Origin of the sequence: Limnohabitans sp. INBF002 (assembly GCF_027924905.1) — a bacterium.
In the GTDB taxonomy this organism is placed as follows: Bacteria; Pseudomonadota; Gammaproteobacteria; order Burkholderiales; family Burkholderiaceae_C; genus Limnohabitans.
In genome coordinates this window covers 1647282-1659491 of the sequence record NZ_AP027055.1, presented here as the reverse complement: position 1 = coordinate 1659491, position 12210 = coordinate 1647282, and the positions used below count along the sequence as shown (strand labels likewise).

17 protein-coding genes are annotated in these 12210 nt (G+C 44.3%); 11 read left to right on the top strand and 6 right to left on the bottom strand.

The features are described from left to right. Positions 1-4: 4 nt before the first annotated feature. Genes QMG15_RS08160 through QMG15_RS08150 form a run of 3 tightly spaced genes read left to right on the top strand, consistent with a single transcriptional unit; the run spans position 5 to position 1951 of the window. Positions 5-310 (top strand): hypothetical protein, encoded by a 306-nt coding sequence (locus QMG15_RS08160; RefSeq protein WP_281788186.1) that lies wholly within the window; start codon positions 5-7, stop codon positions 308-310. 23 nt (positions 311-333) lie between these two features. Further along, positions 334-1596: a glycosyltransferase gene (locus QMG15_RS08155; protein ID WP_281788185.1), complete on the top strand. Its 1263-nt coding sequence runs from the start codon at positions 334-336 to the stop codon at positions 1594-1596. A gap of 10 nt (positions 1597-1606) precedes the next feature. Further along, a complete protein-coding gene (locus QMG15_RS08150) occupies positions 1607-1951 on the top strand; it encodes a hypothetical protein (protein WP_281788184.1) in 345 nt (114 codons plus the stop codon). Positions 1952-2013: 62 nt separating this feature from the next. Here QMG15_RS08150 and QMG15_RS08145 read toward each other — a convergent pair whose 3' ends face one another. After that, on the bottom strand, positions 2014-2586 hold the full coding sequence (locus tag QMG15_RS08145) for a site-specific integrase (protein WP_281788183.1): 573 nt from the start codon (positions 2584-2586) through the stop codon (positions 2014-2016). Positions 2587-3228: 642 nt separating this feature from the next. Here QMG15_RS08145 and QMG15_RS08140 point away from each other — a divergent pair. Then, positions 3229-3588 (top strand): DUF6876 family protein, encoded by a 360-nt coding sequence (locus QMG15_RS08140; RefSeq protein WP_281788182.1) that lies wholly within the window; start codon positions 3229-3231, stop codon positions 3586-3588. Between the two features lie 96 nt (positions 3589-3684). Continuing rightward, the gene (locus QMG15_RS08135) at positions 3685-3999 is read left to right on the top strand and encodes a hypothetical protein (RefSeq protein ID WP_281788181.1); all 315 of its coding nucleotides are present in this window, start codon (positions 3685-3687) and stop codon (positions 3997-3999) included. A 3-nt stretch (positions 4000-4002) separates the two neighbouring features. Here the strand turns inward: QMG15_RS08135 and QMG15_RS08130 are convergent, their stop codons facing one another. Continuing rightward, positions 4003-4737, bottom strand: a complete 735-nt coding sequence (locus QMG15_RS08130; RefSeq protein ID WP_281788180.1) for a hypothetical protein — start codon at positions 4735-4737, stop codon at positions 4003-4005. Positions 4738-5035: 298 nt separating this feature from the next. Between QMG15_RS08130 and QMG15_RS08125 the strand changes: the two genes are divergently transcribed. From QMG15_RS08125 to QMG15_RS08110, 4 genes are all read left to right on the top strand, one after another. After that, positions 5036-5314 carry a hypothetical protein gene (locus QMG15_RS08125; RefSeq protein WP_281788179.1) on the top strand — a complete coding sequence of 93 codons (279 nt, stop codon included), beginning with the start codon at positions 5036-5038 and terminating at the stop codon, positions 5312-5314. Between the two features lie 96 nt (positions 5315-5410). Continuing rightward, complete coding sequence (locus tag QMG15_RS08120) at positions 5411-5992, top strand: hypothetical protein (RefSeq protein WP_281788178.1); 582 nt, start codon at positions 5411-5413, stop codon at positions 5990-5992. 150 nt (positions 5993-6142) lie between these two features. Beyond that, the gene (locus QMG15_RS08115) at positions 6143-6409 is read left to right on the top strand and encodes a hypothetical protein (protein WP_281788177.1); all 267 of its coding nucleotides are present in this window, start codon (positions 6143-6145) and stop codon (positions 6407-6409) included. Between the two features lie 183 nt (positions 6410-6592). After that, the gene (locus QMG15_RS08110; protein ID WP_281788176.1) at positions 6593-8095 is read left to right on the top strand and encodes a hypothetical protein; all 1503 of its coding nucleotides are present in this window, start codon (positions 6593-6595) and stop codon (positions 8093-8095) included. A gap of 154 nt (positions 8096-8249) precedes the next feature. Here QMG15_RS08110 and QMG15_RS08105 read toward each other — a convergent pair whose 3' ends face one another. Then, positions 8250-8591 (bottom strand): hypothetical protein, encoded by a 342-nt coding sequence (locus QMG15_RS08105; RefSeq protein WP_281788175.1) that lies wholly within the window; start codon positions 8589-8591, stop codon positions 8250-8252. Between the two features lie 92 nt (positions 8592-8683). Between QMG15_RS08105 and QMG15_RS08100 the strand changes: the two genes are divergently transcribed. Together QMG15_RS08100 and QMG15_RS08095 are read left to right on the top strand one after the other, a co-directional pair. Further along, positions 8684-9073 (top strand): hypothetical protein, encoded by a 390-nt coding sequence (locus QMG15_RS08100; RefSeq protein ID WP_281788174.1) that lies wholly within the window; start codon positions 8684-8686, stop codon positions 9071-9073. Positions 9074-9222: 149 nt separating this feature from the next. Beyond that, the gene (locus QMG15_RS08095) at positions 9223-9510 is read left to right on the top strand and encodes a hypothetical protein (protein WP_281788173.1); all 288 of its coding nucleotides are present in this window, start codon (positions 9223-9225) and stop codon (positions 9508-9510) included. Positions 9511-9569: 59 nt separating this feature from the next. Here QMG15_RS08095 and QMG15_RS08090 read toward each other — a convergent pair whose 3' ends face one another. The 3 genes from QMG15_RS08090 to QMG15_RS08080 are packed head-to-tail and all read right to left on the bottom strand — an operon-like array spanning position 9570 to position 12099. Next, a complete protein-coding gene (locus QMG15_RS08090) occupies positions 9570-10841 on the bottom strand; it encodes a Y-family DNA polymerase (protein ID WP_281788172.1) in 1272 nt (423 codons plus the stop codon). Beyond that, positions 10838-11659: an endonuclease gene (locus QMG15_RS08085; RefSeq protein WP_281788171.1), complete on the bottom strand. Its 822-nt coding sequence runs from the start codon at positions 11657-11659 to the stop codon at positions 10838-10840. The genes QMG15_RS08090 and QMG15_RS08085 overlap by 4 nt, the downstream gene beginning before the upstream one ends. Then, positions 11659-12099, bottom strand: coding sequence for a S24 family peptidase (locus QMG15_RS08080; RefSeq protein ID WP_281788170.1), 441 nt, complete (start codon positions 12097-12099; stop codon positions 11659-11661). The genes QMG15_RS08085 and QMG15_RS08080 overlap by 1 nt, the downstream gene beginning before the upstream one ends. Positions 12100-12210 lie beyond the last annotated feature (111 nt).

Genomic DNA, 12210 nt, shown 5'->3' with positions numbered 1-12210 from the left:
CGCGTTGATCCCTTTAGCCGTTTTTGGTTATTGGATTCTTGTTTGGATTGGTATTTTCGGACCTAATTCACGAGGACGTGCAGGTGTTCGTGCAATGGATAACTTTGTGAATGCAACTATTTTTAATGGCTACGCATGGGAATCGATTTCTTCTCATGCGTGGCGTGAGCGCGACAAGCGCTGGGCGAAAGTGGTGATTCGCATTACCGATAAGTTTCAACCGGGCCACTGCCAGCGCGCGAACAAGCGGGAGCAGCCGGTGGTGGACTTGATTCGCAAATCCAAGCTCGACAGCCAAACCATTTTTTGATGCTCAGCAGTTAAAGCAACCCTTTGTCAAAAATTCTGATTTGTACACGCGGCTCTTTGGGAGATGTACTGCCATACATCGCCCTTGCGCATGGTCTGCAAAAAAACGGTCATCAGGTCTTGATGGTTGTGAATGCTTCAAATTTAGGCGTTGTGAAAAAACAAGGCATTGAATGCGTGGCATTTGATGTTGGCCAAGATGCTGATGCGCAAAACACAAAAGCTTTTAAAGGTTTATCGCAAAGCCTTTTGGGAAGTTTGAAAGTGCTTCGCAAGCTTGGTTGGCACCTACGCGAAGAAGTGGCATGCATTCAAAGGTTGGCTCCTAGCTTTGACTTGATTATTGGTTCTCAAACCAGTTTGGCTGCGCCATTAGTTGCACGTGCGCTGGGCAAGCCTTGGGTCTTTTCGGGTGTGTCGCCGATGGCGTATATCTCATTCACAGACCCACCTTATTTGCATGGCTTGCGCTGGCTAGGCAAAGACTCGGTGCTGCCAAATTGGTGGAAAGCTGTCTTACGGTGGTTTTTCTTAAAACTATCAGACGTGATTTATGTGGATTACCGCCAGATAGAGCAAGAGCTTGGGTTGTCCCATCAACACCCCTTGTTTGCAGGGCGTTACTCACCTTGGTTGAACTTGGCTTTGTTCTCGCCGTTGCTGGCTAAACCTCAAGCTGATTGGCCTGCGAAGACGGTTCAGTGTGGTTTCGTGAAAGAAACGATCCGTGTAGCGCATCAGACTCACGATGTAGGCCTTGAACATTTTTTGGCATCTGGTCCGGCACCTGTTGTTTTTACATTAGGTTCTGTTGCTAGGGTGGACCCACAAGATTTTTATGACTTGGCTCTCAAGGTAATTGCAAAGCTTGGTGTGAGGGCTGTACTCATAAAGCGCGAGGGTGTCCCATTAAATTTTGGCCAATCAATGCCTGTACATGTGTGTAGCTTTGCTGATTACTCAGTGCTCTTTAGGGCATGTCAATGCGTGGTGCATCACGGAGGCGTGGCAACGCTTATGCAGGTGATTGCTGCTGGTAAACCAAGTTTGATTCTTCCTAGAACACTAGATCAATTTGACCAAGCAGTAAGGGCTCAAAAAATCGGTGTTGCAGAAGTCTTACCTTTTAAAAAGCTATCCGAAGATGAACTACTTGCGGGTGTGTTGAGCGTGTTGTCTGACTCTAAAAAAACTGATGGAAAGTTAAGAGACAGTGCGCAATCTTTCACACTAGAAGATGGCATCAGGGTTGCATGCGAACAAATTCATCGTTTATTGATCACGTAAGGCGTTAAAGATGAACAGTTATTTGAAATTTACTAATTTAAAAAATGCGCTTGAAGAAGAGTTCATGCAGTTGCACGCTATCAGTCAATTTGAAATGAAGCTTCTTGAGGTTATTTCTGTAAGAGCTTCGATAAATCAACCATTAAAGATTACAGATGTTATGGGTTCTAGACAGCTTGGATCTCCTTGCACAATTCACCGTTCCTTATGGTCGATTAGAGAGAATGGTCTTGCTAAAGCTTTTCACTTGGGATCGGATCGACGTACAAAATATTTGTGTGTAAGTGATATTGTTTACACTTATTACTCACACCTTGGTGCTGCTTTAATTGAGGCTGTAACAGACGACTCTTAAATTGCGCCTATTACTTGAGAAAGATGAGCTCACTTTTAGTGAGCTTTTTTTTGAGCTAAAGCTTAGGCTAACTCAACAACAGCGCGCAGCTGCGCGGGGCTGCTGTACAGGTAAGTGGCAGTGGTTTGGATGCTGCGGTGACCAGCAAGCGTTTTGAGCAAATGAATTGCTGTACCCTTGTTGGCAAGGTTTGTAAGAAACGTTCTGCGCCCACTGTGACTGCTTGCGCCCTCAAGCCCAGCACCCTCGTACAGCAGGGCAAATGTTTGTGACAAGCTGTTTGCGCTAAATCCTGCCTTGACGCTTTTTTGGCTTGCAAAAAATGGGTAACTACGATCTACACACTTTGTTTGTGCTGCGTAGGCTTGCAATTCAGATTTTAGCTTGGCATTTATAAACACAGTACGAGCGTGACGGCCCTTGGTCATGTCGGGCAGCAAGCGGATCTCATCTTTAATTTTTCCGTCTGTGGTTGTGACATCGCACCAGCGTAAACAAGCAACTTCACCAATACGCAAACCTGCCCAGTGCGTTAGCAGCATCATGCTTCTGTTACGGGCTGCGTACTTGCGCGTATTGATGTAGTTCAGTAGTTGATCCAGTTTTGATGCTGTGAGTGTTTTTGCTTGTGCCATTTCGTCTCTCCTAAATCATGTGTTTGCGTTAATTGCATTGTGTTTTCATATATTTATCTGGACAACCTGAGTCCGTCCAAACTGTCGGGTTTCTGAGCTGGAGCAGGGCGAAACGAACTGACTGTGGATAACTTTTTAGCGGTTTTTTTCTTCAATGATTTCAACGCCCAAACTTTGAAATCTATTAAAAGCAGCATTTTTCGTGATTTTTTTTGGATAACTCACGCGAGCTGTGGATAACCAGCGCAGGTTGCATAGAAAGCCCTACAAGCGCTGATCTGGGTTCTCAGCACTCAAAGTATTCGGGCTCAGAAATCGACGTGCTGTAGGGCGTTTTAACGCGTAGAAATTTGCTAGATATGAGAGAAATTTTGAAAGTAGTGCGGTTTGCAACTGCTGCCCGAATGGGTCTTGCATCCCAAAATTTCTGGGTTGCGAAAAATTTTGAAATCGGATTTTTCAACCCCTGGTGTTTTTTACTCGGTACCCGTCCAAGTTATCGGGTTACCAATTTTTCGGTTGTCCATCTGTGCGTCTGAAAACAAACTGTAGTTACACAAACAACAGAGGACATGCAAATGGATAGTTATACAAAAGAGCAAGTCAATAGACAAGCTGAGTTGGCTAAGTTGGAGGCGTGAAATGAAAAAGAAATTTGACTCAACCCAACTTACGCAATTTATTGGCACAACGGGCTATTACCGAATCAGTCGCAGACACTTGCTCACAGATGGCACCAAGTATCTGGCTGAAGAGGCTGAGTGCTTCTGGATGATGGATGCGATTGCAAGCCATCTGTCCGAAATTGGGACACAGGACTGGTTTGTTCAAGTGCGTATGACAGTGAAGAACAGCAAGGCAACCATGTACTACGAGGATGGAAACGGCAAAGAGCATGCTCGTCAACAGATCCCTTATACAGACTTTCCGATGCAGGGTATTACTTTGTACGCCTGTTGGGACGGTGAGCACTGGGTGATCATGTTGCCCAGCGAGTATTGAAATTAATGTTAACTGAGCCCTTTGAAAATGAATATTTCATTTTTTCTAAGCTGCTTTGAATGATCATATCAATCTCAACTTTACAGGAGATTGGTTATGGGAAATTATTTGGTAATGAAGTGTGCTTGTTGTGAAAATAAATTCAGTCAAATTGAAGTGCTGCGGTTATCTTCTTCTCGAAGAGATGAAATTGCTAAAGGGTTAGCTAGCAAGTTGCACGTTATAGGCGCTAGAGGGACTGCTCAGATCGTTCAGATTAATGAAATGATTGTCGGGGCCATTTACGATTACGCTGACCAAAATGAAATTACACGTAGTGATGAAATATGCGAAGCAATCGAGTCCGTTTTTCAAGATTTAAATGAAAACTTAGAACGCGTTTGTGAACCAATATTGATTGACGTGCAATAAAAACTAATCAATGCACGGAAATCGGCCGTGAGCTGCATTTATAACAAGTTTATTGGCTTGGTCTTTATATCTGCTTGCAGCCATTTCTCTGCGTTGATGTTCCTCTCTCTTGGTTAATTCTTCTTGTACAGATCGACCAAGATGAATTTCAGCTAGTCCAGCAACTTCTGCAAGTTCATATAACAAGATCTCAGGTTTCTTGTGCAGGATCTCGGCTACAAGTACTAACTGTGGCAAAGTTTTCTCATGTAACTTGCTCTTATGAAGTTTGACCTTCGCAGTGCTTTGAGCCCAGACATCTAAATCACGACCTGGGTGATGTTCATCTAGTAGTTTATTGATCTGCTCAAGGACGGTTGTCCTACGTAGTCCCAAGGGAACATCCAAGATCAGAAAGCTCTCGGATTCCACATTCAGTTTTGTAAGTGCTCTGTCTTTGGTGATTGCGCGAACCTTCGGGTAGTCATGTCGCTCACTAAAGATAACTCTTCCCGTACGTCTCCACCATATGGGCCATTTAACCCGCACATCTCCAAAGTTTGCGTAGGTTTGGGAAAGTGCGTGGTTACGACCTTCCACTTCGCAACATTCCAAGTACTTGCTACTTGCTCGCAGACAGCGCCACCACATGTGATAAAGGCTCCCTTCAACTTCGCGAGCTTCTTCTTCCGAGGGTAGTGGTTTTCTGAATGATCGGGGAATCGCCTTCAATCTGCCAAGTTCTTCATCTGTAATCATTTTGGACTTTAGCTGAGTTAGTTTGAGCTCATTATTTCACTTAGTGTCATTAATTTCAAAATCTGTATCTATTGTTGATTGGCACTTTTAAATTTAAATCGTATTAAAGATTTTTTTGTCGTAAGGGTTTCTTGTGAATTGGACGTGTTAACAAAATCTTCTTTAAATCATTGTTTATCCTAATACGGCATTCATTTTATTACAGTTCGATCATCAGTTTTACGGAGGTAGATATGTAAATGGATGGATTATTAAATATCAAATTATGGATCTTAAATTATAAGCAAGGAGTGATTCTATGAAAATAGAGATATTGGGTAGAGAAATTGAAATTAGTGATCAAACAAAGTCAGCATTTGCCAAACATAAAGGGTTTTGCAGTGCTGGAAATGATGTACTTTTGCAGGTTGATCCTGATTGCGCTAGGGAGCAAGCATTAATTGATGAGCTGAGTATTGCGCTAGAAAATGATTGTAATGACTATTTATATAGTGCAAAAGAAGAGATGAGAGATCATATTAGAAATAACATTCATGATTGGATTCATGATTTGGCTGTGATACTTTCCAATGATTAAGTTGGTAACAAACTAACCTGTTAATTAAGTAAATTGAAGCGATGCCAGAGTATGGAGTTGCTCAAATATTTGAGTTTTTTAAATTAAGGATTGAAAATGAAAAAAGTATATCATTATACAAAGGGTTATAAAGTTGGTTCAATTATTTTGAACCAAGAAATTAATGCAATTGCTCCCGCGATCGTGGGTTTGCCGAATGAAAATTTGGTTTGGCTAACTAAGGAAGATTCATATCCGACTAGTGCATTACCGATGATTCCTGAGTTGCCAGAAACGAGTTTAATTAATCAATTAAAAAGTCGGGCGCCAGTAGATCATTTAAAAGTTGCTAAATATTTGGGTGGAATATGGCGATTTGCATTTGATTTCGACAAACATCCAGAAATTAAAGCTTGGTATGGCAGTTATCAACGTAACAAGCTCGTGAGGACACCTTATGGAAAAACTCTTGAGTTAACAGCCAAAAAAGTTGGTGATCGTGTCGATTTATGGGCGATTGCATCACGACGATTGTTAATTAACAATTCAACACTGCAGCAGTTGACCCCGCAGGGTTGGGTAAGTCGAATCTCATTCTTTAAAGAAGGCAACGAGAGCATGGTGGAAGAATTCAACGGCGCTAGCTCTTCAAAGATTGTGCGTGATAGTATGAGACTTAAGCAGAGCTTACTTGGTTGACAGTACAAATTACAAGAGCATATTACTTGCGCTAATGCATTGGAGCAATGTTCCAATGCATTAAGTGCGGATAGCTAGCCAATTGGTATTGGCTATGCTTTATGGTCGTCCGTGTTGGAAATTTTTAATTTTTTTCTAGGAGCAAAGAGGATGAAATTTACTGTTAAGCGTGAGACAGTTGTTGTTACTAGCTGCAGCTTTGAATTGGATCAAAAATCCACAAACGATTTGATCAATTTATTATTGACCAACTACGATATTGATCTATCTAATGCATCAACGCCTGTTGATTTTGTCAATGCAATTCAGAACGATGGCCTGGAAGATATCATCTTCAGTCTACTTAGTAACTGCAAACCTGATCAAATGCAGGATACCTACAAAGACGGCGAAGAATATCAAGTTACGTTAGTTTGAAAAAAAATATGAACTGCAAGTGACCAATCCAAGTATGCAGTAATAAGTCCGCAATGGGCTGGTCGGCTTAATTACTATAAGCGTGTTACTTTTTCTTTAACACACCTACTTTGCATAATGCACACACCTATTTTGTGACGGGATAAATAAGTTAATACCACCCACGCAAATTAAGGGGGATAAATGATCAAGATTAATGTTCGGCCTGAAGTTGAGCAGGCCTTGGCTGCGGCATTTCCGCTTCCTAAAAATTCGGCCAAAAGAGCTTTAGCTAAATATGTAAAAACTTTGGAGGGGTTGGTGTGTCAGGCGCTTATGCATGGGCAAAGCCCTGTGCAGAGAAAGTTAGGCGCATACAGCATTTCATTACAACGTTTGGCAAATTTAGGTGGGCAGATTGGCGAAAACCGAAAGCGTGTGCATGCGTGGCTTAGGGAAAACGGTTTAGAGCTGGTGCGAACAGTTACGCAAGGATCAAATCTGACAGGAAAAATCTCCGATGTTAAGTTGACGGAACTAGTGGTGATGACAGAAGAATGGGATGAGCTCGAAGAGCCGCTAAGTGTTGCTGTATCTGGGTGTATGAATACTGCAGAACGTTGGAGTCCTGATGAGTACGATGCCTTGCAAGTCAATCAAAAGTCATTGCAAGCCTACATTCAATGGCTTACTGATGAGTCAAGCTTGATGAAAGTTGAGAGCAAATCCTTGGCGCTTAGGCAGGCGCGAACCATATTGGCAACTGCAATTAGTGAAGGTGGCTGGTACTACCAACGAAAGAGGCCCAGCTTCTTTGGTCGCATTTACTACGAAGGCACCAGTATTCAAAACGTGAATAAACAGCTACGTAGTGCTATCTTGGGTGATTGCTGGGAGTATGACATTCGATCTAGTGTGATTAGTTGGAAGATGGGCTTTGCCAAAAGTGTTCTTGCGGCTAATCAGGACGGTCGTACTGTGCGTGAAGCATTTTCTGTAACAACGGGTTATTTGGAAGATAAAGCAGACTTCATGCGGACGATGCGGCACTTCACTTTTTTGGAGGGCACCAATGTTCCAAAAGAATTACAGACTAAGCTGCTCAAGGCAGCTGTCACAGCGATCAGTTTTGGTGCCAGAGCTACTACAACAGGGTGGTACGACATGACTGGAGCATGGAAAAATTCTGCACTTGTTGACATCATTAAGAATTCCGAGGAGCGCAAGAGATTCCTAGGAGACGCAACGATACGCAAGTTCATACAGGAGCAGAATTGTTTGGATAACTACATATTCAACCACTTTCAAAATGACGCAGGCGATATCTTGACAAGTCCGTTCCTTCAGACTTCAAGCGGGCGATTGAGTAAATCAAAAGTCCTGGCTTTTTATTACCAACAAAGTGAAACGCAGGTCATGAACGTACTGCGTGAAGTTGCGGCAAGCCACGGAAGAAAACCGCTGGCAAATGTGCATGACGCTGTTTTTTTTCGTAACCGATTGGGTGCTGATCTCAAGAGTGAAATTGAGATGGAGATACAAGAAAAAACAATGAATCACTACTGGCGTTTGGAGTCTACTCAGCTGTTTAAGTACACATCGGTGAGCAAGGACGTGCTTTTGTACGAGGCAGAGCATAAAGCACGGTTGGAAAATGCAGAGCGAAGGGCTGCAGGATGTGAATTTTCATCAACGGTCTACATCTAGCCGGTAACCATTGAGCTGGGTGTACAGATTGAGGATGTTTCGCCAAAAGTTGGTCTAGCGGAAATGAATAAGTGACTTACGTTGTTACTGCAAAAATTTCAGCTGATTAAATGAATCATCAGAGTGATCGCCGATTAGGTGGATTTTTTTCTGACTATAAGTTTGAAGAAATTTTGGGATTGTTGATGCTCGAGAGAGTCTTAATTGCGCGCTGCTTGGCTTGCCTATTTCGCTCAATCTTTAGTGCGTCATTAGCTCTGTCCTTGGCCGCCCTGAGGTTGTCCAATCGCAATTGTTCTGGTGTCTTAGGTTGGATGATTTCAGTGATCTCATTATCTTCATGAATCTCTGTAGGAGCAGATACCAGTGCGTGAAAACCATAAATGGCCTGTAGTAGCCATCGTGCATCCGTAGAGTTTTGCGCTGTAATTTGAGTTGGAACAGCGCGAACGTTACCGTTGACTGTGGCCTTGATCAATGCGGTGAAAGTCTTCATGCAGTATTTATGCCGATTCCAATCGTGAGTGAATTCGTAACACCATGAGATGTCCATTTCGGCGCATAAATACTTTATGCAATGAGGAGGTCATGATGATCAATTTTGATGAAGAACTCTATGGAGCTATGTGCAAAGCTTTTCCTGAAACGACTGTTAGGTCTATCAGCCGGGCGATGGGAATGAGTGATGGCTATTGGAGCAGTGTGACCTCTCAAGGGTTGAAAATTTCAAATTCTGCACTTATCCATCTGAATGAGCATTTGGATGTTCAGCGTATTCGATTTGATAGGGATAGCGCCAAGTCAAGGCTGGTTAAATTTATTCAGACGATGATTGCGAGAGAGATCGTTAAACGCTTTTCTCACGAAGTCGAGCTAATGGACAAGGTTTGGGATGAGGCTTCCTTACTAGGATACCCAAAAGATGATGAAATTTCGGGAGTCTTTGGCGCTATGCCATTCGTGATGGTTCGAGGATAAATTCAACATGGTGGCCAACTAACATAGCCAATTCAAAGAGATTATTTGCCCCTAATTACGCTCCGTTAAGGTGAAATACATCTGTCTAGCCGAATCCCCAAGCCGGTTCGCTAGTTACCTATTTGACCTTTCAACGAACGGAGCAGAGCATGAACAAAGAATCCCTATACGACGAAGCCTGGGAAATTGTTAGTCGTAACGAGAGCCTCTATGACCGCTGGGAAAACCATATCGCTGCGTATATGAGCAAGCGCTGGCCTGAAGGGTATGCGCTTGCCCAATCTGAGTCTGGATCAGATAAGCTGACTGTTATGGAAGTTGCGGATGTTGGGGCAGCTGAGATTGGCGATCACGACTCTTTTCTTGACGACCTTAGTCAAGTTTTTCGTACTTTAGCTAAGGGTTGCCAATTGAGTATTAATGGCGATTGGTGTTGACCTAATGAATGGACGGTACTGAGTGCTCATGCACTTGTTGGACATGCAGTACTAGCTGATCATTGGGCATGTGGAAGCTCATTCCAGTTAGTTGTGTAGCAAGGTGACTTTCTCTCCTGCTTCATCTGCCACCCTTTGTGAGCGCCTTGTGTTGATATCTTTACCGCGCCGCGCCCAAAGCGTTGGTTTAACTGGTCAATGGCAGTCATCAGCTTAGTGCTTCCAGTCTCTGTAATTTCAGGCGCTAGCAGGTCACCTTGATAGTGAGTGACAGGTGAGATCTCACTCAACACGATGCCAGCCTTTTTGTACTGGTACTCAGGCTTATACATTTGCTCTACTAAAAATCCGGCCCACTTGTTAACCGCTAAGCTGTCATTGGTCGGGTAGGGCAGTGGAATAGCTAGGCATGGCATGTACTGGGGCAAGTCTTTGCGGAACCGATTGGTGTGCAGGAACACTTGTATCAATGCTGCATGAGATTCCTGCGCTCTGAGCTTGGCACATGCGTTAGCTACAAATGTGCTCATGGCATCTTTGAGTACGTCCACATCCTGGACCATGCTGCCAAATGAGCGACTGGAGATGATTTGCTGCTTGTCAGGCACTACTTCTTGTAAATCAATGCATGCAATTCCTTGTAGCTCGCGCTGAGTTTTTTCCATTACGACGCCAAACTCTGAGCGAAGTGTTGGAGTGTGTGCATGTCTCAGTTCTTCGACTGTATGTATGTTGTGTTCTGCAAGCCGTTTACTAATTCGCCTGCCTACGCCCCAGACTTCATCCACAGTGATTTGTCCTAGTAACTTGGCTTGTCGCTGTTCATTGAGATCGTTGTAGTTGAAGACGCCTTTAGATCGTGGGTGGCGTTTGGCCACAAAGTTTGCAAGCTTTGCCAAAGTCTTTGTTGGGCCAATGCCTACACATACAGGTATGCCAGACCAGTTAATGACGTGCTCGCGCATTTGGTAACTGACATCCCTCAGTTTGGCCGTGCCTGTCAGGTCAACAAAGCACTCGTCAATGCTGTAAACCTCGTGTCTTGGTGAGTAAGTCGACAAGATCGACATCACACGGTTGGAAAGGTCGGCATACAAAGCGTAGTTACTGCTCAGGGCTAGAACGCCATGTTCTTTTGCCAGTTCCTTGCATTCAAACCAAGGCTGTCCCATGCGTATGCCAATGGCTTTGGCTTCATTGGAGCGTGAGACTACGCATCCATCATTGTTAGACAGTACAACGACAGGAGTCTTTCGGATGTCTGGACGAAAGAGTCTTTCACAACTCACATAGAAGTTGTTGCAATCGATCAAGGCGAGCTGCTGCTTCATACTTCTTCAACAGTGACAGTTCCCAGCATGATTGGCTTGACGAGGATCTTGTAGGTATCAAGATCAAAGGACGTCTGAGCGGAGTCGAGATGGCTTTGTGCTTTGGAGCACCATGAGCCAAGGTGTCTCCAGTTATGTACGCGGTGCTTTTGTGTCCACCCGTCTGTGTGCTCTATCAAATCGATTGCGCCTTTATAGGGCCAAGCATGCACTTTCATGTCCAACAAGGCAGAGAACAGGCGTTGGTCATGAACTTGCCGCTCTTCCTGTCCAACGCAAGCGCCACGGCATGTCTTTATTTGCAGGCCAAAGCAACCTCGCTTGCTTAGCTTCTCCAAGCCCAGTAACGCGTTACAGAGTTCGTGCTCTATGGCTAATTCGCGCAGTCGTTCTTGCGCAGATCGTTGTGAGCTGAATAGTCCGTAGAGACCTTCAACCTGTCCAATCTCTGTGTCCTTACTGCTGACGATTTCAGGTTTCGCACCAGTCTCAGTTTGAGTCAGACGAATGGAGTTCATGTTCCTCAGTCGTCGCAATCGAATGTTGAACAAAGGGCTGTGCGTTTTGATCATTTGCGCTTCAAGCAACAAAGCGCCAATCTCACCAGCAGTCTCTATGAAATCGATTCTTCTGGTTTGAGCAATCATCCTTGCTTCATCTGGCGTGCGCAGATGCGATAGCACGCGTGAGCGAATGTCCACGCTCTTACCAATGTAGAGTGGTAGCGTGCCGTCTCCACGAAAGATGTAAACCCCTGCACTACGGGGCAGGGCATCCAAGCTTTGAGAGTCGATTTGATGTGCAGGCTGTTTGTCCATCAGCACAACTTGTGAAGGTTAAAGGTCACTACACCCCAGATAGTCAGCTCCTCTTCGGGTTTGATGACGCGGGGAGGGTAGATGGGGTTCTCTGCAACCAGTTTGAAAACACCGCCTCGTCGATAAAGTCGCTTGACTGTGAACTCGTCATTCAAGATGGCTAGAACGATGCTGTTGTGCTTTGCCTCAATGCTGCGGTCAACTACTAGTGTGTCGCCTTCATAGATGCCAGCGCCCGTCATAGAGTCACCGCGAACACGGAAGAGGAATGTTGCTTCTTTATTGCGAATCAGGTGATCGTTGAGATCAACTCGTTTTTGAGTGTGATCGGCAGCAGGGCTGGGAAAACCTGCGGATACTTTCCACCCGCACAGCTCTAGCCACAGGCTGTTGGGGCTTATTTGAATTGGTTGATCTGCTGAAATTGACAAAACTGGCATGGGCGCACTATACTGTATGAAAGAACAGTATCGCAAGATTAGGGGCTCAGTAATGCCAGAGGTGCAGTTGAAGACACGAGAGAAGGGCGGTTGTCAGTGCTGCGTCCATGT